The sequence below is a fragment of the Klebsiella pneumoniae complex sp. WS1778 genome (assembly GCF_049472055.1).
Classification (GTDB): domain Bacteria; phylum Pseudomonadota; class Gammaproteobacteria; order Enterobacterales; family Enterobacteriaceae; genus Klebsiella; species Klebsiella quasipneumoniae.
Map to the genome: position 1 here is coordinate 17,015 of NZ_JBKGTJ010000001.1, position 22,564 is coordinate 39,578.

At 58.8% G+C, this 22,564-nt stretch carries 21 protein-coding genes; 15 read left to right on the forward strand and 6 right to left on the reverse strand.

What is annotated here, in order from left to right:
- Nucleotides 1–23 precede the first annotated feature (23 nt).
- The 3 genes from pyrC to mdtH form a co-directional block, all read right to left on the reverse strand.
- Nucleotides 24–1,070: a dihydroorotase gene (gene pyrC, locus ACLEXF_RS00100; protein ID WP_004893020.1), complete on the reverse strand. Its 1,047-nt coding sequence runs from the start codon at nt 1,068–1,070 to the stop codon at nt 24–26.
- A gap of 125 nt (nt 1,071–1,195) precedes the next feature.
- Entirely contained in the window at nt 1,196–1,756 is a 561-nt protein-coding gene (locus tag ACLEXF_RS00105) for a lipoprotein (RefSeq protein ID WP_004204546.1), read from the reverse strand.
- 113 nt (nt 1,757–1,869) lie between these two features.
- Entirely contained in the window at nt 1,870–3,078 is a 1,209-nt protein-coding gene (gene mdtH / locus ACLEXF_RS00110; protein ID WP_023289127.1) for a multidrug efflux MFS transporter MdtH, read from the reverse strand.
- Nucleotides 3,079–3,306: 228 nt separating this feature from the next.
- On the opposite strand from mdtH, the gene rimJ reads away from it, so the two are divergent.
- The 4 genes from rimJ to murJ all read left to right on the forward strand — a co-directional run bounded on the left by rimJ (nt 3,307) and on the right by murJ (nt 7,127).
- On the forward strand, nt 3,307–3,891 hold the full coding sequence (gene rimJ / locus ACLEXF_RS00115; protein ID WP_017900738.1) for a ribosomal protein S5-alanine N-acetyltransferase: 585 nt from the start codon (nt 3,307–3,309) through the stop codon (nt 3,889–3,891).
- 9 nt (nt 3,892–3,900) lie between these two features.
- A complete protein-coding gene (locus ACLEXF_RS00120; protein ID WP_004204549.1) occupies nt 3,901–4,554 on the forward strand; it encodes a YceH family protein in 654 nt (217 codons plus the stop codon).
- Nucleotides 4,555–4,568: 14 nt separating this feature from the next.
- Nucleotides 4,569–5,480, forward strand: coding sequence for a Gfo/Idh/MocA family protein (locus tag ACLEXF_RS00125; RefSeq protein WP_072140422.1), 912 nt, complete (start codon nt 4,569–4,571; stop codon nt 5,478–5,480).
- 111 nt (nt 5,481–5,591) lie between these two features.
- Complete coding sequence (murJ, locus tag ACLEXF_RS00130) at nt 5,592–7,127, forward strand: murein biosynthesis integral membrane protein MurJ (protein ID WP_004204551.1); 1,536 nt, start codon at nt 5,592–5,594, stop codon at nt 7,125–7,127.
- A 53-nt stretch (nt 7,128–7,180) separates the two neighbouring features.
- Here murJ and ACLEXF_RS00135 read toward each other — a convergent pair whose 3' ends face one another.
- Nucleotides 7,181–8,395 carry an MFS transporter gene (locus tag ACLEXF_RS00135; RefSeq protein ID WP_004204552.1) on the reverse strand — a complete coding sequence of 405 codons (1,215 nt, stop codon included), beginning with the start codon at nt 8,393–8,395 and terminating at the stop codon, nt 7,181–7,183.
- 16 nt (nt 8,396–8,411) lie between these two features.
- Here ACLEXF_RS00135 and ACLEXF_RS00140 point away from each other — a divergent pair, with 16 nt between their 5' ends.
- Nucleotides 8,412–9,440: a LysR family transcriptional regulator gene (locus tag ACLEXF_RS00140; RefSeq protein WP_072140423.1), complete on the forward strand. Its 1,029-nt coding sequence runs from the start codon at nt 8,412–8,414 to the stop codon at nt 9,438–9,440.
- Between the two features lie 38 nt (nt 9,441–9,478).
- Here the strand turns inward: ACLEXF_RS00140 and rne are convergent, their stop codons facing one another.
- Nucleotides 9,479–12,724, reverse strand: coding sequence for a ribonuclease E (rne, locus tag ACLEXF_RS00145; RefSeq protein ID WP_335894915.1), 3,246 nt, complete (start codon nt 12,722–12,724; stop codon nt 9,479–9,481).
- 699 nt (nt 12,725–13,423) lie between these two features.
- Here rne and rluC point away from each other — a divergent pair.
- Nucleotides 13,424–14,377, forward strand: a complete 954-nt coding sequence (gene rluC / locus ACLEXF_RS00150; protein ID WP_012542245.1) for a 23S rRNA pseudouridine(955/2504/2580) synthase RluC — start codon at nt 13,424–13,426, stop codon at nt 14,375–14,377.
- A 37-nt stretch (nt 14,378–14,414) separates the two neighbouring features.
- On the opposite strand, the gene ACLEXF_RS00155 is transcribed toward rluC, so the two are convergent.
- Nucleotides 14,415–14,999, reverse strand: coding sequence for a Maf family protein (locus ACLEXF_RS00155; protein ID WP_004204559.1), 585 nt, complete (start codon nt 14,997–14,999; stop codon nt 14,415–14,417).
- 141 nt (nt 15,000–15,140) lie between these two features.
- Here ACLEXF_RS00155 and yceD point away from each other — a divergent pair, with 141 nt between their 5' ends.
- The 9 genes from yceD to pabC all read left to right on the forward strand — a co-directional run bounded on the left by yceD (nt 15,141) and on the right by pabC (nt 22,564).
- Nucleotides 15,141–15,662 carry a 23S rRNA accumulation protein YceD gene (gene yceD / locus ACLEXF_RS00160; protein WP_017900733.1) on the forward strand — a complete coding sequence of 174 codons (522 nt, stop codon included), beginning with the start codon at nt 15,141–15,143 and terminating at the stop codon, nt 15,660–15,662.
- A gap of 16 nt (nt 15,663–15,678) precedes the next feature.
- Nucleotides 15,679–15,852: a 50S ribosomal protein L32 gene (gene rpmF, locus ACLEXF_RS00165; RefSeq protein WP_000290724.1), complete on the forward strand. Its 174-nt coding sequence runs from the start codon at nt 15,679–15,681 to the stop codon at nt 15,850–15,852.
- 203 nt (nt 15,853–16,055) lie between these two features.
- Nucleotides 16,056–17,153 (forward strand): phosphate acyltransferase PlsX, encoded by a 1,098-nt coding sequence (gene plsX, locus ACLEXF_RS00170; RefSeq protein WP_162544122.1) that lies wholly within the window; start codon nt 16,056–16,058, stop codon nt 17,151–17,153.
- A gap of 53 nt (nt 17,154–17,206) precedes the next feature.
- Nucleotides 17,207–18,160, forward strand: a complete 954-nt coding sequence (locus ACLEXF_RS00175) for a beta-ketoacyl-ACP synthase III (protein WP_002899288.1) — start codon at nt 17,207–17,209, stop codon at nt 18,158–18,160.
- Nucleotides 18,161–18,175: 15 nt separating this feature from the next.
- Entirely contained in the window at nt 18,176–19,105 is a 930-nt protein-coding gene (gene fabD, locus ACLEXF_RS00180; protein WP_004204563.1) for an ACP S-malonyltransferase, read from the forward strand.
- 12 nt (nt 19,106–19,117) lie between these two features.
- Complete coding sequence (gene fabG, locus ACLEXF_RS00185) at nt 19,118–19,852, forward strand: 3-oxoacyl-ACP reductase FabG (RefSeq protein WP_002899294.1); 735 nt, start codon at nt 19,118–19,120, stop codon at nt 19,850–19,852.
- 210 nt (nt 19,853–20,062) lie between these two features.
- On the forward strand, nt 20,063–20,299 hold the full coding sequence (acpP, locus tag ACLEXF_RS00190) for an acyl carrier protein (RefSeq protein WP_000103754.1): 237 nt from the start codon (nt 20,063–20,065) through the stop codon (nt 20,297–20,299).
- Between the two features lie 88 nt (nt 20,300–20,387).
- On the forward strand, nt 20,388–21,629 hold the full coding sequence (gene fabF / locus ACLEXF_RS00195; protein WP_002900666.1) for a beta-ketoacyl-ACP synthase II: 1,242 nt from the start codon (nt 20,388–20,390) through the stop codon (nt 21,627–21,629).
- A 125-nt stretch (nt 21,630–21,754) separates the two neighbouring features.
- On the forward strand, nt 21,755–22,564 hold the full coding sequence (gene pabC, locus ACLEXF_RS00200; RefSeq protein WP_043523203.1) for an aminodeoxychorismate lyase: 810 nt from the start codon (nt 21,755–21,757) through the stop codon (nt 22,562–22,564).

Sequence of the window (22,564 nt, forward strand, 5' to 3'; positions counted from 1 at the left end):
GTTGACAACAGGGGGCTACGTTTTTATTTCTTCACGGTCCAGCGAACGGTTTCACCTGCCAGGAAGGGCACCAGGGTGTCATTAGGCAGGGAAATGCTGTCCACAACGGTCGTCTCTTCACGCACCAGTTCAACGTAGCTCTCATTGACCGGCAGACCGTAGAAGCGCGGGCCGTTCAGCGAGCAGAAAGCCTCAAAGTGCTGCAGAGCGTTCATTTCTTCAAACACCGTGGCGTAGCTGCCGAGGGCGGTCGGGGCGTTGAAGCAGCCGGCGCAGCCGCAGCTGGCCTCCTTACGGTGGCGGGCGTGCGGTGCGGAGTCGGTGCCGAGGAAGGCGCGGCTGAAGCCGCTGGCGACCAGCTCCCGCAGAGCCTGCTGATGAATATTGCGTTTAAGTACCGGCAGGCAGTATAAGTGAGGACGAATACCGCCGACCAGCATATGGTTACGGTTGAACATCAGATGCTGCGGGGTGATAGTGGCCGCCAGCAGTTCATTGCCGTCACGCACATACTCGGCGGCATCTTTGGTGGTGATATGCTCAAAGACCACCTTCAGTCCGGGCAGGCGCTGGCGCAGCGGCTCCATCACGGTTTCAATAAAGCGCGCTTCGCGATCGAATATATCAATCTCGGCGTGGGTGACTTCCCCATGTACCAGCAGCGGCATCCCCAGTTTTTCCATCCGCTCCAGCACCGGCATAATGGCGTCGGTGCTGGTGACGCCGTGGCTGGAGTTGGTGGTGGCGTTGGCCGGGTAGAGCTTGGCGGCGGTGAATACGCCTTCGTTAAAGCCGCGCTCCAGCTCCGCCGGGTCGAGGGAGTCTGTCAGATAGCAGGTCATCAGCGGGGTAAAATCATGCCCGGCCGGGACGGCGTCCATAATGCGCTGGCGATAGGCGATAGCCGCCGCGACGGTGGTGACAGGCGGCACCAGATTCGGCATCACGATCGCCCGGCCATAAAACTCACTGGTATAAGGCACGACGGTTTTCAGCATATCGTCATCACGTAGATGAATATGCCAGTCGTCTGGGCGGCGGATTTTCAATACCTGGGATTGTGCTGTCATGGAAGGCTCCGGCTAATAGGTTCAGTCATCAGGGCTGTTTTTTGCCGGGCACTAAGGATAAGCGTAAACGTTTTCCTTTGCACTCATTTCCGTAAAAAATTGAGGGCGCCGCGGCGCCCTGGAGATTAATTGGTAAAGGGGATGACAATCTCGCCCGGCTTCACCTCAATGCCTTTGGCGTATTTCTTCGCCAGCGCTTCACCGGTGCTGGCGTCCTCACGCAGGACATAGGCCGGCTGCTGGCTGAAGTAACTGCGCAGCGACTGATTTAGGTAGGGGAGCAGGGCCTGAATGACCGACTGCAGCTTCTCGGGCGCCACTTTGGCATCCACCACCTCCATTTCCTGCAGGAAGATGGCGCCTTTCTCTCTGTCAAAGGTTGGCAGCGCTTTGAGCTTCAGATCGATCGTCGCTTTCTGCGTGCCGAACAGGGAGTTCAGGTCAACGTTAGCGATCCCGGTCAGCGTGACTTTGCCCGGCTCCTCGCGCCCGATAGCGCTGGTCAGGTTCTGCAGTTCGATATGGGCGTCGGCAACGCCTTTCAGACCAATATCTTTGGCAAAATGGTTTCGCTTCTGCAGGGCCTGGTTAATCTCCTGCTCGCTTACCGTGTATTGGGTCAGCTGATTACAGCCGCTCAGCAGGCCGCTGACAATCAGCGCGGCGGCGATCAAAATCTTTTTCATGGGGTTCCTCTGGCTCATACCTTCATTCATCCTGACACAAAGCATCATGACCTGTCAGCATCCTCGATACCAGCAGAATAGGCTGAAAGCAGGAGAAACCGCCGCCGCGCGCATCAGGTCCGCGGCTCCAGCATGCCGGAGGCAGAGCGTTTCGGACTAAACTGCCACCACAGCGCCAGAAAGGTGATAACCCCGATGGCCCCGAGCATCAGCCACGGCAGCTCGGGCTGACCGGCGGCTTTACCAGCATCAAACAGCCAGCCGCCGCCCGCATATCCCAGCGCGCCGCCAAAGGCGAGCCCCAGGCGGCTGAAGCCCATATAGCTGCCGCGCGCCCGGGCGTCCGCCAGCGAGGCGCCCAGCGTCTCCCGGGCAGGTTCGGCAATGATGGAACCGATGTAAAACAGGCAGATCAGGGTAAACAGCTGCTGCAAACTGCTGGTCATGCCGATGGGGAGCATGGCCAGGGTCATCACCAGCAGACCGGCCATCAGCCGGTGCTCAAGGCGAAAACGTTTTTCGCTCCAGCGGGCAATGGGATAGAGCAGGGTCAGCGAAATGGTGGCTTCGATGGCGTACATCCACTTTACGGCGGCCGGCGAGCCGGCGATGTCATTCACCATGATCGGCAGCATCAGCATCACCTGCACCGCCAGCATGTAATAGCCCGTCAGCGTCAGGACATAGGTGACGAAGCGCTTGTCCCGCAGCACCCGGCCCAGCCCCTCGCGGATCGGCGTTTTTACCGTCGAGAGCTTCCATGCCGGCAGATACCAGGCGTTAAACGCCGCGCAGGCGATAAACAGCGCGGCGCCGGCGCTGCACACCAGGCGGAAATCATACTGCAGCAGCCAGCTGCCCAGCAGCGCGCCAATCACCGCGCCGGCGCTATCCTGCATCATCAGGATGGAGAAAAAGCGGCCGCGCTGATGCGGGCGCACCAGCTTAACCACCAGCGCCGCCCGCGGCGGGTCGAACAGCGTGCCGCCGAGCCCGGAAAGTATGCATGAGAACCACAGCACCCACGGCTCATGGGCGACGGCCATCGCCGCGAAGCCGCCGGCGCGCATCAGCATACCGGTGACAATCATCGGTTTGGCACCAAAGCGGTCGGCGATGGCGCCGCCAAAGATACCTAATCCCTGCTGCACGAGCTGGCGCAGGCCGAGCGCGATGCCGACCATCAGCGCCGCCCAGCCCATCTGATCGACAAAGCGGATGGAAATCAGCGGGAAGACGACAAAAAAGCCCAGCACGACCAGCATGTTATCGACTAACAGGAAATATTTACCCAGGCTCCTTGCCTGCGAGACGCGGGACATTTCCCCTCCAGGGAAAAATAGAGATAAGCGTGAATATTCTGCGGGCAATCTGCTGCTTTTCCCAGCGCCCTTGCGACAATATTTTTTTATCAAAATGCAAGTTCGATTGAGGCTATTCATCGAAAAGAGGAGATGGCGCAGAAAATGGTATGTTGCTGTTTTCACACCGTCGCGCAGGACAGGTATAGTGAAGGCAGCAAGAATGAAGTCAGGGGGACTGAAAAGGAAATGTTTGGCTATCGCAGTAACGTGCCGAAGGTGCGTTTGACGACGGACCGGCTGGTGGTGCGCCTGGTTCACGATCGTGACGCCTGGCGTCTGGCCGATTATTACGCCGAGAATAAGGCGTTCTTAAAACCCTGGGAGCCGGTTCGTGACGACAGCCACTGCTATCCTTCCGGATGGCAGGCGCGTCTGTCGATGATCGCCGAGTTTCATAAGCAGGGGTCTGCTTTTTATTTCGCGCTACTCGATCCGGAGGAAAAGGAGATCGTCGGCGTGGCGAATTTTTCCAACGTGGTGCGCGGGTCATTCCATGCCTGTTATCTCGGCTACTCTATTGGCGAGAAGTGGCAGGGGCAGGGGCTGATGTTTGAAGCGCTGACGTCGGCGATTCGCTATATGCAGCGTACGCAGCATATTCATCGCATTATGGCCAACTATATGCCGCATAATCAGCGCAGCGGCGCGCTGCTGGCGCGGTTGGGGTTTGAAAAAGAGGGTTACGCCAAAGATTACCTGCTGATTGACGGGCAGTGGCGTGACCATGTATTGACGGCGCTAACGACGCCGGACTGGTCAGCGGGACGTTAAGGAGAGAGGATGAAATATCAGTTAACCGCGCACGAAGCGCGCGTCATTGGCTGTCTGCTGGAAAAGCAGGTCACCACGCCTGAGCAGTATCCGCTGTCGGTGAACGCCGTAGTGACCGCCTGCAATCAGAAAACCAACCGCGAGCCGGTGATGTCGCTGAGCGAAGGCGAAGTCCAGGCTCTGCTGGATACCCTGGTGAAACGCCATTATCTGCGTACGGTCAGTGGCTTCGGCAATCGGGTCACTAAGTATGAGCAGCGCTTTTGCAACTCCGAATTTGGCGATCTGAAGCTCAGCGCCGGCGAGGTGGCGGTGGTGACGACGCTGCTGCTGCGGGGCGCCCAGACGCCGGGTGAATTACGCAGTCGGGCGCAGCGGATGCATGAGTTCAGCGATATGGCGGAAGTGGAAAGCGTGCTGGAAGGGCTGGCGACCCGCGAAGATGGTCCCTTTGTCGCCCGTCTGCCCCGGGAGCCGGGGAAACGGGAAAGCCGCTATATGCATCTGTTTTGCGACGACATGGACACACTGATCACGACAGTGGAAGCACTCTCGCCGCTGGAAGAGGAAGACGATCTGCGTGCCAGGGTTGAAGCGCTGGAAGGCGAGGTGGCGGAGCTGAAAGCGCGCCTCGATTCGCTGTTACACCATCTGGGGGACTAAACGTGGGGACAAGATTGCGCATCGGGGTGGTTGGCCTGGGCGGTATTGCGCAGAAAGCGTGGCTGCCGGTTCTGGGGGCGGCGGAAAGCTGGACGCTGCAGGCGGCCTGGTCGCCGGGAAAAGAGAAGGCGCTGCGGGTTTGCGAAACCTGGCGGATGCCATACGCTGAATCGCTGGATGCCCTGGCGGCGCAGTGCGATGCGGTCTTTGTTCATACGTCGACGGCTTCACATTATGAAGTGGTGAATCATTTGCTGAATGCCGGGGTTCATGTTTGCGTAGATAAACCGCTGGCGGACAAGCTGAGTGAGGCGGAGACGCTGGTCGAGCTGGCGGCGCGGCGTCGTCTGACGCTGATGGTCGGTTTCAATCGCCGCTTCGCACCGCTCTATCGGGAGCTAAAGGGGCGGCTGGGCGAGGCGGCCTCGCTGCGGATGGATAAGCACCGCAGCGATAGCGTGGGCAACGATCTGCGCTTTACCCTGCTTGATGACTATCTGCACGTGGTGGATACCGCGCTATGGCTGGCCGACGGTCAGGCGCGTCTGCGCGGTGGCGCGCTACAGATCACTCCGCAGGGCGAGATGCTGTATGCCGAACACCAGTTCAGTTCGCCCCGGCTGCAGGTCACCACCAGCATGCACCGCCGCGCAGGCAGCCAGCGCGAGTGGGTGCAGGCGGTTACGGATGGCGGGCTATATGCCGTCAGCGAGATGCGCGAATGGCAGGAGGAGTGCGGTCACGGCGTGGTCCAGCGCCCGGTCGCCAGCTGGCAAACCACCCTTGAGCAGCGCGGCTTTGTCGGCTGCGCGCGCCATTTTATCGAATGCGTGCAAAATCAGACGGTTCCTGAAACCGCAGGCGAACAGGCGCTGCTGGCTCAGCGGGTGGTCGACAAACTTTGGCGCGACGCCATCAGCGAATAATCCGTTGTAACAACTGACAGTAGTAATTCATGTTGAACCCGGTAGACTATCGCCACTTTCCAGCGCCCGCATTTGCGGGCGTTTTACTCCAGGGTTTGGAATAACAGCGTAATGAACCTTTTAAAATCACTGGCGGCCGTCAGTTCGATGACCATGTTTTCGCGCGTGCTGGGCTTTGCCCGCGATGCGATTGTGGCGCGCATTTTTGGCGCCGGGATGGCGACCGACGCCTTTTTCGTCGCCTTTAAACTGCCTAATCTGCTGCGGCGTATTTTTGCCGAAGGCGCCTTCTCTCAGGCGTTTGTACCGATCCTTGCCGAATATAAAAGCAAGCAGGGCGAAGATGCCACCCGGGTGTTTGTCTCGTATGTCTCCGGATTGCTGACCCTGGCCCTGGCGATCGTCACCGTTATCGGGATGCTGGCGGCGCCGTGGGTGATCACCATCACCGCCCCCGGGTTTGCTGATACCGCCGATAAATTTGCGCTGACTACCCAATTGCTGCGCATTACCTTCCCCTATATTTTGCTGATCTCCCTCGCCTCGCTGGTGGGGGCGATCCTTAATACCTGGAACCGCTTCTCGGTGCCGGCCTTTGCGCCGACGTTCCTCAACGTCAGCATGATTGGCTTTGCGCTGTTTGCCGCACCGTACTTTCATCCGCCGGTGCTGGCCCTGGCCTGGGCGGTCACGGTCGGCGGCGTGCTACAGCTGGCCTACCAGCTGCCGCACCTGAAGAAAATTGGCATGCTGGTCCTGCCGCGCATCAATCTGAAAGATGCCGGCGCGATGCGGGTGGTGAAGCAGATGGGGCCGGCGATCCTTGGCGTGTCGGTAAGCCAGATCTCCCTTATTATCAATACTATCTTCGCTTCGTTTCTCGTGTCGGGATCGGTGTCTTGGATGTACTACGCCGACCGTCTGATGGAGTTTCCGTCCGGTGTCCTGGGAGTGGCGCTCGGCACTATCCTGCTGCCATCGCTGTCAAAAAGCTTCGCCAGCGGTAATCATGACGAGTATTGCCGGCTGATGGACTGGGGGCTGCGTCTCTGCTTCCTGCTGGCGCTGCCGAGCGCGGTGGCGCTGGGGATCCTCGCCAAACCGCTGACCGTGGCCCTGTTCCAGTACGGCAAATTTAGCGCTTTTGATGCGGCAATGACCCAGCGCGCGCTGGTGGCCTATTCCGTGGGACTAATGGGGCTTATCGTGGTGAAGGTGCTGGCGCCGGGCTTCTATTCCCGCCAGGACATCAAGACCCCGGTCAAGATTGCTATTGTCACCCTGATTATGACCCAGGTGATGAACCTGGCGTTTATCGGCCCGCTGAAGCATGCGGGTCTGTCGCTGTCCATTGGCCTGGCGGCCTGCCTGAACGCCGCGCTGCTTTACTGGCAGTTGCGTAAACAGAAGATCTTTACCCCGCAACCGGGCTGGCTGGCCTTCCTGCTGCGTCTGATTGCTGCGGTGCTGGTTATGGCTGCGGCGCTGCTGGGCGTCATGCATATCATGCCGGAGTGGTCGCTGGGGACGATGCCGTTCCGTCTGATGCGCCTGCTGGTGGTGGTTGTCGCCGGGGTGGTGGCCTATTTCGCCACACTGCTGCTGTTGGGCTTCCGCGTGAAAGAGTTTGCCCGACGTACAGCCTAAGCGGTTGTGCGGGAATGGATGAACCCGCTTCGCCTCAGGCGAAGCGGGTTTTTTTATGATGCGCGGCGTTCGGCAGCGACGATACGGGCATTCTCCAGCAGGCGGATTGCCAGGGCGATCGCCCCGCTGACCACCGCCAGGGTAACCACCCCGTTCCAGCCGGCCAGCACGTACAGCTTGCTACCCAGCACCGACCCCAGCGACATCCCGATGAAGACCACGGTAAACAGCAGGGCGTTAAGGCGGCCGCGGGCCTGCGGCTCGAGGCCATACACCAGGTTCTGATGCGCCACCAGGCTTGACTGCAGGCCAAGGTCGAAGCCAATCGCCGACAGGGCAATCAGCGCCAGCTGGCCATGCAGTGGCAGCAGCGGCAGTATAAACATCAGGGCGAAGGAGACGGTGACCAGCGCCGCCCCCATTTGAGTCACTTTACCAGCGCCAAATTTATCGGCCAGTCCGCCGGCCAGCGGCGCGGCCAGCGCCCCGGCAGCCCCGGCGATACCAAAGCCGCCCGCTACCGCACTGCCCATGTGATAGTGTTCGGAGAGCATCACCGCCAGCGTCGACCAGAAGGCGCTGAAGGCGACAGAGAGCGCCCCCTGAGCCAGCGCAGCGCGGCGTAGCGCCGGGTAGCGCTGCCACAGATGCGCCATTGAGGCCATCAGCTGCGGATAGCTCAGCGTCGAGTGAATGGCGAAGCGCGGCAGCACCCGCCACATCACCAGGCCAATCAGTGCCACGCTGACCGCCGCCGCCTGATACATCACCCGCCAGCCGAACACTGCGCCCACCACGCCGCTGACCGTCCGGGAAAGCAGGATCCCCAGCAGCAGCCCGGTCATCACCGTGCCCACCATTTTGCCCTGCTTGCCCGCCGGGGCGAGGATCGCCGCCGCAGGGACGATATCCTGTGCCATGGTCGCCGCCATACCGATCAGCAGACTGACCACCAGCAGTGAGCTGAGCTGGCCGGTGAGGCTGCACAGGAGCAGCAGGAGCGCCAGCAGCGCGCTTTTCACCAAAATCAGCCGGCGGCGATCGTGGCGGTCGCCGAGCGGGAGCAGGAACAGAATGCCGAGCGCATAACCCGCCTGCGTCAGAGTAGGGACCAGACCCATACCTTCTACCGTCAGGTGGAGATTGGCGCCCATCAACGGCAGCAGCGGCTGCGCGTAGTAGATAGAGGCGACGCTAAAGCCGGCGCCGAGCGCGAGAATGAAGATAATCCAGCCTGCGTCGCGGGTGGAAAGGGAAGTCGGTGTCATGATCAATACCTCGTGAATGCGATGGGGCTATTTTTCCCTGAATGCGGCTGGCGCGGTAGCCGGGCTGGTGGTAAAACGGTTATACGTAGCACGTATAGGCAAAAGAAAAATGAAAAGACAGGAGCGTATAGATCGCATTGAGCTGATGCGTACCTATATTCGTATTATAGAGGCAGGGTCGCTCTCCGCCGCGGCGGGGCAGATGGAGACCACCCAGGCGACCGTCAGCCGCCGCCTGCAGTCCCTTGAAGGGCTGCTGGGAGTCAAGCTGATCCTGCGTACCACCCATGCGATGAAGCTCACTGACGATGGCGAACGCTGCTACCGTCACGCCCGCCAGCTGGTGGATGCCTGGCTGGCGCTGGAAGACGACCTGCGTATTGCCGACGATCGGCCGGTGGGGGTGCTGCGGGTGAGGGCGCCGCACGCTTTTGGCCAGCAGCAGCTGCTTGGGCCGCTGGTCGCCTTTCTCCAGCGCCACCCGCAACTGTCGGTGGAGTGGATGCTGAATGATAATACTGTCGACTTTCTCAGCGATAATATCGACTGCGCCATCCGCGTGGGGGCGGAGGTGGATCCGGCCACGGTCTCCGTGCTGCTGGCGGAAGTGCCGCGCTGCGTGGTGGCCTCCCCTGAACTGCTGGCGAAGTACCCGCCGTTAACCTCGCTGGAGGCGTTATCCGGCCTGCCGTGGATCGCCATTAACACCTTTTATCAGCATGAGGTGCGGCTCCGACATCAGGTCAGCGGACAGCTCGTCTCCACGGCGATCACCCCCTGTCTGAGCACCGACAGCCTTTACGTCGCGCGTAACACTGCGCTGGCGGGGCTGGGGGTGGCGATGGTGTCCAGCTGGGCCGTGGCGGAGGATCTTGCTGCCGGAAGGTTGACAGAGCTGTTCCCGCAGTGGCGTCCCGCCTCGCTGCCGGTCCACCTGGTCTATCCCTGGGCGCGCTATTATCCGACGCGGCTGCGTAAGTTCCTCGACCTGATGCGGGAGATCATGCCGGACCTCGCCGGCATGCAGCCTCCGCAAAGCGCATAAAAAAACCGGCCAGGAGGCCGGTTTTTTATTTAGCACGCTTACTCGACGGGCTGTGGGCGGGTCGGTTCAGCGGTGGCTTTATGGGTGGCGCTATGACCGCCGGCGGCGCCTTTGCCTTCAAAAGCGAATGGCGGGCGCACCCAGGTGCTGTGGCGCGGCGCTTCCGGGACATAGTCCGGCGCTGGCGCACGGGTCATTGGCGCGGTGGCATGGCGATGACCCGCCACCACTACCGGCTTACTCACCGGAGGCTCGGCTTTGACCGGCTCGACAGGCGCGGCTTCGACAACCGGTGCGTCAACAACCGGTGCTTCAACTGCGGTTTCCGCCGCCGGCGCGATGGCTTCCACTGGCGCTTCAACGACAGGCGCCGTTTCCACCACTTCAGGTTCTACCACCACCGGCTCGGCGTCGAGCGTCGCTGGCGCGATAGCCTGAGGCGCTTCGACAGCCGGCGCTTCGGTGACCAGCTCCTGCGGCGCTGGCTCGACGGCTGCTGGCGCGACACCCTCCGCAGCATCAACCACCACCGGCTCGGCGGCTACGACCGGCTCGACGACCACAGGCTCGGCGGTAACCGGCTCCATGGTAGCCGGCTCGACGGTGACCGGGGCAGCGGTAACGGTTTCAACGATGGCAACCGGGGTCGCGACGGCCGCGACGGTTTCCACAAGGTTGTCGTTCTGAACCTGAACCTCTTCCGGCTGCTGATCCTGCGGACGAACCACCGGGTAGCGGATCCAGACTTTACCGGAAGCCATCTCCGGCGATGCGCAGGCTACGGTCAGCGGCATTGGCGACTGGGTCGGATAGCGTTCGTCACGATAGCGACGACGACGCTGACCGCTAACGCGCAGGTGACGCGGGGAACGACGTGAGCGACGCGGCATACCGTTCGTTTCACGGGATTCGCCATTTTCGTCCTGGTCAGCCCTCTCCACTACTGCTGGCAGCTCGCCTTTCACCGGCTCGCTGCGCGGAGCGATAACTTCCGCCACTACGGCTTCTGGCACGATCTCGGCAACCTGCTCAACGACAGCGGACTCAACGCGTACTTTCTGTGCCAGCTGGCGCGGTTTACGACGCGGCAGGGTCTGCACACGCTCTTCCTGCTCCGTCTCCTGCGCTACCGGCTCTTCGCGAGTCTGCGCTTTGGCTTCCTGCTGCGCCTGACGTTTGTCGTCATTGCGGCGGCGGGTGCGTTCGCGGCGCGGCTGCTGCTCGTCACGAGATTTCGCTTTCTCCGCGTCGTCGCCTGAGGTCTGGCGAACATCACGGGCTTCCACGTTCTGCGACGGCTTCTCACGACGGTTGCGACGGTTCTCTTCACGCGATTCGCGCGGTTCACGGCCCTCGGCATTGTCCGCACGAGTGTCACGATTGTCACGGTTATCGCGGTTGTCACGATTGTCGCGGTTTTCACGGCGGTCGTTGCGATCGCGGCGGTTGTTGGCGCGCGGTTTACGGCGCTCCTGCTGACGCTCCGGTTTTTCTTCCGCTTTCTTCTCGACCTTAACCTCAGCCGGTTTGGCCTCTTCGGCGCCTGAGAAGATATTCTTCAGCGCGCTGAAGAAGCGTGAGAGCAGGCCAGGCTGCGCCGGTGCGGCGGCCGCGACCGGTGCCGCTGCGGCGACAGGCGCGGCGACAGGCTCTTCAAGCATCGGGGCCGGCGGCGCGTCAGGCATGACAAAAGCGGCCAGGGCCGGCTGTTCCGGACGTTTCCGTTCTGCCGGCTCATCGTCGCCCGGCAGCGCCATCTCTTCTTCATGCAGCTTCGGCAGCAGGTAGCTCAGCGTTGAGGTCTCTTCACCTTTGCGCACGCGCAGGACGGAGTAGTGCGGCGTCTGCATTTCGTCGTTTGGCACGATAATAACGCGCACATCGCCCTGACGGGATTCGATAGCGCTCACCGCGGCACGTTTTTCGTTCAGCAGATAGGAGGCGATCGGTACCGGAACGATGGCGTGTACTTCTTTGGTGTTCTCTTTCAGCGCTTCTTCTTCAATCAGACGCAGAATAGAGAGCGACAGCGATTCGTTATCACGGACGGTACCGGTGCCGGAGCAGCGCGGGCAGACGTGGTGGCTGGATTCGCCCAGCGACGGGCTCAGGCGCTGGCGGGACATTTCCAGCAGGCCGAAGCGCGAGATATGGCTGATCTGAATGCGCGCCCGGTCCTGACGGACGGCTTCGCGCAGACGGTTCTCCACAGCGCGCTGGTGGCGAACCGGAGTCATATCGATAAAGTCGATAACGATCAGGCCGCCGAGGTCGCGCAGACGCAGCTGGCGGGCAATCTCGTCAGCCGCTTCGAGGTTGGTGTTGAACGCCGTCTCTTCGATATCGCCGCCGCGGGTGGCGCGGGCGGAGTTGATATCGATCGCGGTCAGCGCTTCAGTGCTGTCGATGACGATAGAGCCACCGGACGGCAGACGCACTTCACGCTGGAAGGCGGATTCAATCTGGGATTCGATCTGGTAGTGGCTGAACAGCGGGATTTCACCGGTGTACAGTTTGATTTTGCTGCTGAAATCAGGACGACCCAGCGCGGCGATATGCTGGCGCGCCAGCTCGAGCACTTTCGGATTATCGATCAGGATTTCGCCGATATCCTGGCGCAGATAGTCACGGAAGGCGCGGACAATGACGTTGCTTTCCTGGTGGATAAGGAACGGCGCCGGACGGCTTTCCGCGGCTTTCTGAATCGCTTCCCAGTGTTTCAGACGGAAGCTCAGGTCCCACTGCAGGGCTTCGGCAGATTTGCCGACGCCAGCGGTGCGAACGATAAGGCCCATGCCGTCCGGAAGCTCCAGGCTCGCCAGCGCTTCTTTCAGTTCGGTACGGTCGTCGCCCTCGATACGGCGGGAAATTCCCCCCGCGCGCGGGTTGTTCGGCATCAATACCAGATAGCTGCCCGCAAGGCTGATAAAGGTGGTGAGCGCAGCGCCTTTGTTGCCGCGTTCTTCTTTATCAATCTGCACGATAACTTCCTGACCTTCACGCAGTACGTCTTTGATATTAGGACGGCCGTGCGCATTGTAGTTGGCGGGGAAATATTCGCGGGCGATTTCTTTGAGGGGGAGGAAACCATGACGCTCGGCGCCGTAATCAACAAACGCGGCTTCAAGGCTGGGTTCAATGCGGGTGATTTTGCCTTTGTAGATGTTCGCTTTTTTCTGTTCGTGCCCGGGGCTTTCGATATCCAGGTCGTACAGGCGCTGCCCATCAACAAGGGCGACGCGCAACTCTTCCTGCTGAGTTGCGTTGATTAACATTCTTTTCATCGTAACTTACTCATTATTCTTACATTGACGACTAAGCTGCGGGCAGAGTAATGCCTTTCCGGGGGAAAACCGATGGCCTCGTGTCTGGTTCACGTCGCCAACCTCACGGTTGTCGCGCGCTTAAGAGGCGCAGAGTGTCGGTCGCCTGTGTTTCAAACGGAAACACAGCGCAATTATTCAGGGGAACAGCCTGGGATGTATCACCAGAGAATATTCCATTTATACTCGTCGTCTTTCGCGTTGCAGGCATGATGGCTTAACCTGCTCACCTCGATCAGCGGATCCAGATGAGCTCCCGGGAGTCCCGGAGTTGACGCCTTCCTGCGACTTGAAATCCATAGAGCCTGTACCGGTAAGGACTGCAACCCGCAGCCCGCTAACTGTCTGAAAGATCACAACGTCTTACGCCATTGCTGCGTGGGCGATCGGTCAGACAAAACTGGTCATTCCGCTAATGTCTTGTTCTAACAAGATGCAATACGGAAAACGGTCTCATTATTCCATTGCTAACCTTGTTATAGCAAGTTGACTTTCACCTTTTATCACCCGGTTACTCACAGTTTTATCACCTGCCCATACAGATTGTTCTAATAACAAACAATATGGCGGTCAGGCAAACCGTGAAAACAGGATAATGATAAATATAAGCATATAAAAATGAGTGGCGCTAATGCGTCCGGCTATTTAGAATCGCGCACCATGAAAACTGAGACCCCAACCGTAAAAATGGTTGCCATTGCTGCTGATGAAGCGGGGCAACGTATCGACAACTTTTTGCGTACCCAATTGAAAGGCGTACCGAAGAGCATGATTTATCGCATCCTGCGTAAAGGCGAGGTGCGGGTGAATAAAAAACGCGTGAAGCCGGAGTATAAGCTGGAAGCGGGCGATGAAGTCCGTATCCCGCCGGTGCGTGTGGCGGAACGTGAAGAAGAGGCGGTATCGCCGCATCTGCAGAAAGTGGCGGCGCTCTCTGAGGTGATCCTCTATGAAGACGATCATATTCTGGTCCTCAATAAGCCATCCGGTACCGCGGTACATGGCGGCAGCGGCCTGAGCTTCGGCGTGATTGAAGGGCTGCGCGCCCTGCGCCCGGAGGCGCGCTTCCTTGAGCTGGTACATCGGCTCGACCGCGATACCTCTGGCGTGCTGCTGGTGGCGAAAAAGCGCTCGGCGCTGCGTTCGTTGCACGAGCAGCTGCGTGATAAAGGCATGCAGAAAGACTATCTGGCGCTGGTCCGCGGCCAGTGGCAGTCGCATACAAAAGTGGTGCAGGCCCCGCTGTTGAAGAACATTCTGCAGAGCGGCGAGAGAATCGTCCGCGTGAGTCAGGAAGGCAAGCCGTCAGAGACGCGCTTCAAAGTGGAAGAGCGTTATGAATTCGCCACTCTGGTGCGCTGCAGTCCGGTCACCGGACGCACGCATCAAATTCGCGTTCATACCCAGTATGCCGGCCATCCTATCGCCTTTGACGACCGCTATGGCGACCGCGAATTTGACAAGCAACTCTCTGGTACCGGTTTAAACCGCCTGTTCCTCCACGCTGCTGCGCTGAAGTTTACCCACCCGGGGAGCGGGGAGGTGATGCGCGTTGAGGCGCCGCTGGATAACCAGCTGAAGCACTGTCTACAGGTGCTACGGAAGAGCAAATAAGTGCAACGGCGGAATCAGTTCCGCCGTTTTTTTTACCTCAGCCTAACAGCGGGTTGTAATTTTCGCGGCGCAGCATCTGACAGAGCGCGATCAAGGGTAAACCGACCAGCGTATTCGGATCGCGGCCTTCCAGCCGTTCGAACAGCGTAATACCTAACCCCTCGCTCTTAAAACTCCCGGCGCACTGCAGCGGGTTCTCTTTACGCACATAGCCTTCGATCTCTTTATCGCTGAGATGCCGGAAGTGGACGTCAAAGGGCTCGCATTCGGTTTGCAGATGACCGCTGGCGGAGTTGTACAGCGCGAGGCCAGTATAAAAGGTAATGATCGACCCGCTCGCCTTTCTCAACTGCCTGCGGGCATTTTCCTCGGTGTGCGGTTTGCCGGTGATCTCACCGTCCAATACGCAAACCTGATCGGAGCCTATAATAAGGTGATTGGGGTAGCGCGAAGCCAGGCTCTGCGCTTTGGCCTGCGCCAGCCGGGTGACAAGCTGACGCGCGGATTCTTCAGGGCGGGGCGTTTCGTCGACGTCAGGCGCCGCACATTCAAATGGTAACCCCAGTTTTTCCAGCAGCATGCGCCGCCAGGGAGAGGTTGACGCCAGGATAAGTTGAGACATATTTTTTCATCCACATATAGCGCTTCGCAGAGCATCATCTTAAACTATGCGCCGCAATGTGTGCGAATAAATGGCAAAAGGCAACCTGAGGCTGCCTTTTTCTTTGACTCTATGACATTACAAAGTTAATATGCGCGCCCTATGCAAAAGGTAAAATTACCCCTGACTCTTGATCCGGTACGCACGGCTCAAAAACGCCTTGATTACGAAGGCATCTATGCCCGCGATCAGGTTGAACGTGTAGCCGATTCTGTAGTCAGCGTGGACAGCGATGTGGAATGCAGCATGTCGTTCGCTATCGATAACCAGCGTCTCGCCGTTATTACAGGCGATGCGAAGGTGACGGTAACCCTCGAATGCCAGCGTTGCGGGAAACCGTTCTCCCATCACGTCCACACCACGTATTGTTTTAGCCCCGTCAGAAATGACGAACAGGCCGAAGCACTACCGGAAGCGTATGAGCCGATTGAGGTTAACGAATTCGGTGAAATCGACCTGCAGGCAATGGTCGAGGATGAAATTATCCTCTCCCTGCCCGTAGTTCCGGTGCATGATTCTGAACACTGTGAAGTGTCCGACGCGGACATGGTCTTTGGCGAACTGCCTGAAGAGGCACAAAAACCAAACCCATTTGCCGTATTAGCCAGCTTAAAGCGTAAGTAATTGAGGAGTAAGGTCCATGGCCGTACAACAGAATAAACCAACCCGTTCCAAACGTGGCATGCGTCGTTCCCATGACGCGCTGACCGCAGTCACCAGCCTGTCTGTAGACAAAACTTCTGGTGAGAAACACCTGCGTCACCACATCACTGCCGACGGTTTCTACCGCGGTCGCAAGGTTATCGCTAAGTAATCACGCGATACTCGCAGGATTTCCCGTTGCAGGCCATGGCGGGTTTGTACGTACCTGGGCACTCGGTTAACCCGATAACCAGAGGCGTCAATGCCCGGATTGTTGCGTCTGCAGCGTGAAAATTCGCGGGTGCCAGCGTGATGAAGCTTAGTGAGGACTCCCCGGGCAACTGGGGAATCACCGAACCGGGCAGCGACGATACCTTGACACGTCTAACCCTGGCGTTAGATGTCATGGGGGGCGATTTCGGCCCATCCGTGACAGTGCCTGCAGCACTGCAGGCACTGAACTCTAATTCGCAACTCACACTTCTTTTAGTCGGCGATCCCGACGCCATCACGCCATTACTCGCCAAAGCTGACTTCGAACAACGTTCGCGTCTGCAGATTATTCCTGCGCAGTCAGTTATTGCCAGTGATGCGCGACCCGCACAGGCTATCCGCAGCAGTCGCGGAAGCTCAATGCGCGTGGCGCTGGAGCTTGTGAAAGAAGGGCGGGCGGAAGCCTGCGTCAGCGCCGGCAACACCGGCGCGCTGATGGGCCTGGCGAAACTGCTGCTCAAACCGATTGAAGGTATTGAGCGGCCGGCGCTGGTGACGGTGCTGCCGCACCAGCAGAAGGGCAAAACCGTGGTGCTGGATCTCGGCGCCAACGTCGATTGCGACAGCACGATGCTGGTGCAGTTCGCGGTGATGGGGTCAGTGCTGGCGGAAGAGGTGGTCGGCATTGCCAATCCTCGCGTCGCCTTGCTGAACATCGGCGAAGAAGAGATGAAAGGCCTCAGCAGCATCCGCGATGCTGCCGCAGTGCTCAGAACGCTGCCTTCCCTCAACTACATCGGCTATCTTGAAGCCAATGAACTGTTGACCGGAAAAACCGATGTGCTGGTTTGTGATGGATTCACGGGCAACGTCACATTAAAAACCATGGAAGGTGTTGTCAGAATGTTCCTTTCACTGCTGAAATCTCAGGGAGAGGGCAAAAAACGGTCGTGGTGGCTGCTGTTACTAAAACGTTGGTTACAAAAAAGCCTGGCGAGGCGATTCAGTCACCTCAACCCCGACCAGTATAATGGCGCCTGTCTGTTAGGATTGCGCGGTTCCGTGATCAAGAGTCATGGTGCTGCCAATCAACGCGCCTTTAGCGTCGCGATAGAGCAGGCAGTGCAGGCGGTGCAGCGGCAAATTCCCCAACGGATCGCCGCGCGCCTGGAATCTTTATACCCAGCTGGTTTCGAGCTGCCGGAAAGCGACAGTGACGTGAACGCCCGACAGCAAAGCGGGACGAATGGACACCACTGACGCCGCGGCGGTTGAACGAGGCGGGTATATTACCCAAGAGTGACTGAGCGTACATGTATACGAAGATTATTGGTACCGGCAGCTATCTGCCCGAGCAAGTGCGTACAAACGCCGACCTGGAAAAAATGGTAGAGACCTCTGACGAGTGGATTGTCACCCGCACAGGTATCCGTGAGCGTCGTATTGCCGCAGCGCATGAAACAGTTGCTACGATGGGCTTTGAAGCCGCAAAGCAGGCGCTGGCGATGGCGGGCGTGTCCGCGGAGCAAATTGGTCTGATCATCGTTGCGACCACCTCCGGCACGCACGCGTTTCCGAGTTCGGCATGCCAGATTCAGTCTATGCTGGGCGTCAAGGGCTGCCCGGCGTTTGACGTCGCGGCCGCCTGCGCCGGTTTCACCTATGCGCTGAGCGTCGCCGATCAGTATGTCAAGAACGGCGCGGTGGACTATGCGCTGGTCGTCGGCGCTGATGTGCTGGCGCGCACCTGCGATCCGGCCGATCGCGGGACGATTATTATTTTCGGCGATGGCGCCGGGGCGGTGGTGCTGGGCGCCTCCGAAGAGCCTGGCATTATCTCGACGCATCTGCATGCTGACGGTAGCTATGGCGAACTGCTGACCCTGCCGAACGCCGATCGCGTCGATCCGGAAAATCCGATCTATCTGACGATGGCCGGCAATGAAGTCTTCAAAGTGGCGGTCACCGAGTTAGCGCACATCGTTGATGAGACGCTGGCCGCGAATAATCTCGAACGTTCAGCGCTGGACTGGCTGGTGCCGCACCAGGCAAACCTGCGGATCATCAGCGCGACGGCGAAGAAACTGGGCATGTCGATGGATAACGTCGTAGTGACCCTCGACCGCCATGGCAACACCTCCGCGGCGTCAGTCCCTTGCGCGCTGGATGAGGCCGTCCGCGATGGCCGCATTCAACGTGGGCAGCTGATTTTGCTGGAAGCCTTTGGTGGCGGTTTCACCTGGGGTTCCGCGCTGGTTCGTTTTTAGTATAAGGATTTAAACATGACGCAATTTGCTTTTGTGTTCCCGGGACAGGGCTCGCAGGCCGTAGGCATGCTGGCCGATATGGCGGCGACCTGGCCGGTCATTGAAGAGACCTTCGGAGAAGCTTCCGCAGCGTTGGGTTACGATCTGTGGGCGCTGACGCAACAGGGCCCGGCAGAAGAACTGAATAAGACCTGGCAGACCCAGCCAGCGCTGCTGACCGCCTCCGTGGCGCTGTACCGCGTCTGGCAGCAGCAGGGCGGCAAAGCGCCGGCGCTGCTGGCTGGCCACAGCCTCGGCGAATACTCCGCGCTGGTTTGCGCGGGCGTTATCGCTTTCGCTGATGCCGTTCGCCTGGTTGAACTGCGCGGCAAATTCATGCAGGAAGCTGTACCGGAAGGTACTGGCGCCATGTCAGCGATTATCGGTCTGGACGACGCGGCTATTGCCAAAGCCTGTGAAGAATCGGCCGAAGGGCAGGTCGTCTCTCCGGTGAACTACAATTCCCCGGGCCAGGTGGTTATCGCCGGTCACAAAGAGGCCGTTGAACGCGCAGGCGCCGCCTGTAAGGCCGCGGGCGCTAAACGGGCGCTGCCGTTGCCGGTGAGCGTGCCGTCTCACTGTGCGCTGATGAAGCCAGCTGCGGAGAAACTGGCGCTTGAGCTGCAGAAAATCACCTTCAACGCGCCGACGATCCCGGTGGTAAATAACGTCGACGTGAAGTGCGAAACCGCGCCTGACGCCATTCGCGACGCGCTGGTACGCCAGCTGTATAGTCCGGTTCAGTGGACTAAAACCGTTGAGTTTATGGCTGCTCAGGGCGTAACGCATCTGTATGAGGTGGGCCCGGGTAAAGTCCTCACCGGCCTGACCAAACGTATTGTTGACACCCTGACCGCTTCCGCGCTTAACGAGCCGGCGGCGATGTCTGCGGCGCTTGAGCAATAAAAGAGGAAAACCATGAGTTTTGAAGGAAAAATCGCGCTGGTTACCGGTGCAAGCCGCGGTATTGGCCGCGCCATCGCTGAAACGCTCGTCGCCCGCGGCGCGAAAGTTATCGGTACTGCGACCAGCGAAAGCGGCGCGCAGGCGATCAGCGACTATTTAGGCGCCAACGGTAAAGGTCTGATGTTGAATGTGACCGACCCGGCATCTATTGAATCTGTTCTGGAAAATGTGCGCGCAGAGTTTGGCGAAGTGGATATCCTGGTGAATAATGCCGGGATCACTCGCGACAACCTGTTAATGCGCATGAAAGATGACGAGTGGAACGATATCATCGAAACCAACCTGTCATCGGTTTTCCGTCTGTCAAAAGCGGTAATGCGCGCTATGATGAAAAAGCGTCATGGACGTATTATCACTATCGGTTCTGTGGTTGGTACCATGGGAAATGCGGGTCAGGCCAACTACGCTGCGGCGAAAGCGGGTCTGATCGGCTTCAGTAAATCACTGGCGCGTGAAGTTGCGTCCCGCGGTATTACTGTAAACGTTGTTGCTCCGGGCTTTATTGAAACGGACATGACGCGTGCGCTGACCGATGAGCAGCGTGCGGGTACGCTGGCGGCAGTTCCTGCGGGGCGCCTTGGCACCCCAAATGAAATCGCCAGCGCGGTTGCATTTTTAGCCTCTGACGAAGCAAGTTACATCACTGGTGAAACCCTGCACGTCAACGGCGGAATGTACATGGTCTGACCGAGATTTGTGCAAAACGTTCAGGAACCGCGCACTTCGCACGGTTCTCTGTGCGGTTTTGTGCGAAAAGATTTGCGTTCTTAGGGCAAACGGCCTCAAAATAGCGCAAAATCGTGGTAAGACCTGCCGGGATTTAGTTGCAAATTTTTCAACATTTTATACACTACGAAAACCATCGCGAAAGCGAGTTTTGATAGGAAATTTAAGAGTATGAGCACTATCGAAGAACGCGTTAAGAAAATTATCGGCGAGCAGCTGGGCGTTAAGCAGGAAGAAGTTACCAACAATGCTTCCTTCGTTGAAGACCTGGGCGCTGATTCTCTTGACACCGTTGAGCTGGTAATGGCTCTGGAAGAAGAGTTTGATACTGAGATTCCGGACGAAGAAGCTGAGAAAATCACCACCGTTCAGGCTGCCATTGATTACATCAACGGCCACCAGGCGTAAGTGAACATCTCCAGGCGGTCATTCGACCGCCTGAGTTTTATCTTTATTTGTCCCACAAGAATCTATTTTCCCTCCCTGGAGGACAAACGTGTCTAAGCGTCGTGTAGTTGTGACCGGACTGGGCATGTTGTCTCCTGTCGGCAATACCGTAGAGTCTACCTGGAAAGCTCTCCTTGCCGGTCAGAGTGGCATCAGCCTGATCGACCATTTCGATACTAGCGCCTATGCAACGAAATTTGCTGGCTTAGTAAAGGATTTTAACTGTGATGACATCATCTCGCGCAAAGAGCAGCGCAAGATGGATGCCTTCATTCAATATGGAATTGTCGCTGGCGTTCAGGCCATGCAGGATTCTGGCCTTGAAGTGACGGAAGAGAATGCTACCCGTATTGGTGCCGCAATCGGCTCTGGTATTGGCGGTCTCGGCTTGATCGAAGAAAACCACAGTTCGCTGGTCAACGGCGGACCGCGTAAGATCAGCCCATTCTTCGTTCCCTCCACAATTGTTAACATGGTGGCCGGCCATCTGACCATCATGTTTGGTCTGCGTGGACCAAGTATCTCCATCGCGACCGCCTGTACTTCAGGCGTGCACAACATCGGTCAGGCTGCGCGCATCATCGCCTATGGCGATGCCGATGCGATGGTGGCAGGCGGTGCGGAAAAAGCCAGTACCCCCCTTGGCGTGGGCGGCTTTGGCGCAGCGCGGGCGCTCTCCACGCGCAATGACAACCCGCAGGCGGCAAGCCGTCCGTGGGATAAAGATCGCGACGGTTTCGTGCTGGGCGACGGCGCGGGCATGGTGGTGCTGGAAGAGTACGAGCACGCAAAAAAACGCGGCGCGAAAATCTACGCCGAGATCGTCGGCTTCGGCATGAGCAGCGATGCTTACCATATGACGTCACCGCCGGAAGATGGCGCGGGCGCCGCGCTGGCGATGGTGAATGCCATTCGCGATGCGGGCATTGAACCGGGCCAGATCGGCTACGTCAACGCCCACGGCACCTCGACGCCGGCTGGCGATAAAGCGGAAGCGCAGGCGGTTAAGTCTGTCTTCGGCGATGCGGCGAGCCGCGTACTGGTGAGCTCCACCAAATCCATGACCGGGCATCTGCTGGGCGCGGCAGGGGCGGTAGAGTCGATTTACTCTATCCTGGCGCTGCGCGATCAGGCGGTTCCGCCGACGATCAACCTCGACAACCCGGATGAGGGCTGCGACCTCGACTTCGTTCCGCACGAAGCGCGTCAGGTTTCCGGTATGGAGTACACCCTGTGCAACTCCTTCGGCTTTGGCGGCACTAACGGTTCGCTGATCTTCAAAAAAGTGTGACAGGGCTTGCCCCGGTACTGCTTTAACAAAAGGCCCGATTGTCGGGCCTTTTTTATTCGGCTTTCTCCGCTTGTCCTCTGCTCCGTGTCCTGAGACACTCACCGACCAGTGAAAAGGAGTCCTTTATGTTCTTGATAAATGGCGTTGAACAGGACACGCTGGCGGTGAACGATCGCGCCGTCCAGTTTGGCGACGGTTGTTTTACCACTGCCCGTATACAGCATGGACAGGTTGCGTTACTGGACGCCCATCTGCAGCGTTTGCAGACAACCTGCGAAAAATTACGCATCCCGTTTGACGACTGGCTGACGCTAAGCGACGAGATGCAGCGTCTGGCTCGACCGCACGCGCAGGGCGTGCTTAAGGTGACCCTTACCCGCGGCGTTGGGGGAAGGGGATACAGCACGGCGGGCTGTGCGTCGCCCACCCGTATTCTGAGCGACTCTCCGCTTCCGGCGCACTACGCGCGCTGGCGGGAGGAGGGCATTACCCTGACCCGGAGCCCGGTGACCCTGGGGCGCAACCCCTGGCTGGCTGGCCTGAAGCATCTTAATCGTCTGGAGCAGGTGCTGATTCGCTCTCATCTTGAACAGACGGACGCCGATGAGGCGCTGGTCCTTGACAGTGACGGGTGGCTTACGGAATGCTGTGCCGCGAATTTATTCTGGCGTCAGGGACGGGATGTATTTACTCCGCGACTCGATTATGCCGGGGTCAACGGCATAATGCGGCAGCGCTGTATCGCGCAGCTGGCACCATCGACGTTTCGCGTTGTCGAAGTGACAGCGCGTCCCGAGGCGTTGCGGGAGGCCGATGAAGTGCTGATCTGCAATGCGCTGATGCCGCTGGTGCCGGTTCGTCGCTGGGAGGAGACCGTCTGGTCCTCGCGCGAGCTTTACCATTTTTTAGCCCCTTTGTGTGAGCTGTCTGGTTAG

Bases quoted from the DNA above. Each gene is read 5' to 3' on its own strand.
- pyrC (WP_004893020.1), bottom strand. From the start codon at position 1,070: ATGACAGCACAATCCCAGGTATTGAAAATCCGCCGCCCAGACGACTGG.
- ACLEXF_RS00105 (WP_004204546.1), bottom strand. From the start codon at position 1,756: ATGAAAAAGATTTTGATCGCCGCCGCGCTGATTGTCAGCGGCCTGCTG.
- mdtH (WP_023289127.1), bottom strand. From the start codon at position 3,078: ATGTCCCGCGTCTCGCAGGCAAGGAGCCTGGGTAAATATTTCCTGTTA.
- rimJ (WP_017900738.1), top strand. From the start codon at position 3,307: ATGTTTGGCTATCGCAGTAACGTGCCGAAGGTGCGTTTGACGACGGAC.
- ACLEXF_RS00120 (WP_004204549.1), top strand. From the start codon at position 3,901: ATGAAATATCAGTTAACCGCGCACGAAGCGCGCGTCATTGGCTGTCTG.
- murJ (WP_004204551.1), top strand. From the start codon at position 5,592: ATGAACCTTTTAAAATCACTGGCGGCCGTCAGTTCGATGACCATGTTT.
- ACLEXF_RS00135 (WP_004204552.1), bottom strand. From the start codon at position 8,395: ATGACACCGACTTCCCTTTCCACCCGCGACGCAGGCTGGATTATCTTC.
- ACLEXF_RS00140 (WP_072140423.1), top strand. From the start codon at position 8,412: ATGCGATGGGGCTATTTTTCCCTGAATGCGGCTGGCGCGGTAGCCGGG.
- rne (WP_335894915.1), bottom strand. From the start codon at position 12,724: ATGAAAAGAATGTTAATCAACGCAACTCAGCAGGAAGAGTTGCGCGTC.
- rluC (WP_012542245.1), top strand. From the start codon at position 13,424: ATGAAAACTGAGACCCCAACCGTAAAAATGGTTGCCATTGCTGCTGAT.
- ACLEXF_RS00155 (WP_004204559.1), bottom strand. From the start codon at position 14,999: ATGTCTCAACTTATCCTGGCGTCAACCTCTCCCTGGCGGCGCATGCTG.
- yceD (WP_017900733.1), top strand. From the start codon at position 15,141: ATGCAAAAGGTAAAATTACCCCTGACTCTTGATCCGGTACGCACGGCT.
- rpmF (WP_000290724.1), top strand. From the start codon at position 15,679: ATGGCCGTACAACAGAATAAACCAACCCGTTCCAAACGTGGCATGCGT.
- ACLEXF_RS00175 (WP_002899288.1), top strand. From the start codon at position 17,207: ATGTATACGAAGATTATTGGTACCGGCAGCTATCTGCCCGAGCAAGTG.
- fabD (WP_004204563.1), top strand. From the start codon at position 18,176: ATGACGCAATTTGCTTTTGTGTTCCCGGGACAGGGCTCGCAGGCCGTA.
- fabG (WP_002899294.1), top strand. From the start codon at position 19,118: ATGAGTTTTGAAGGAAAAATCGCGCTGGTTACCGGTGCAAGCCGCGGT.
- acpP (WP_000103754.1), top strand. From the start codon at position 20,063: ATGAGCACTATCGAAGAACGCGTTAAGAAAATTATCGGCGAGCAGCTG.
- pabC (WP_043523203.1), top strand. From the start codon at position 21,755: ATGTTCTTGATAAATGGCGTTGAACAGGACACGCTGGCGGTGAACGAT.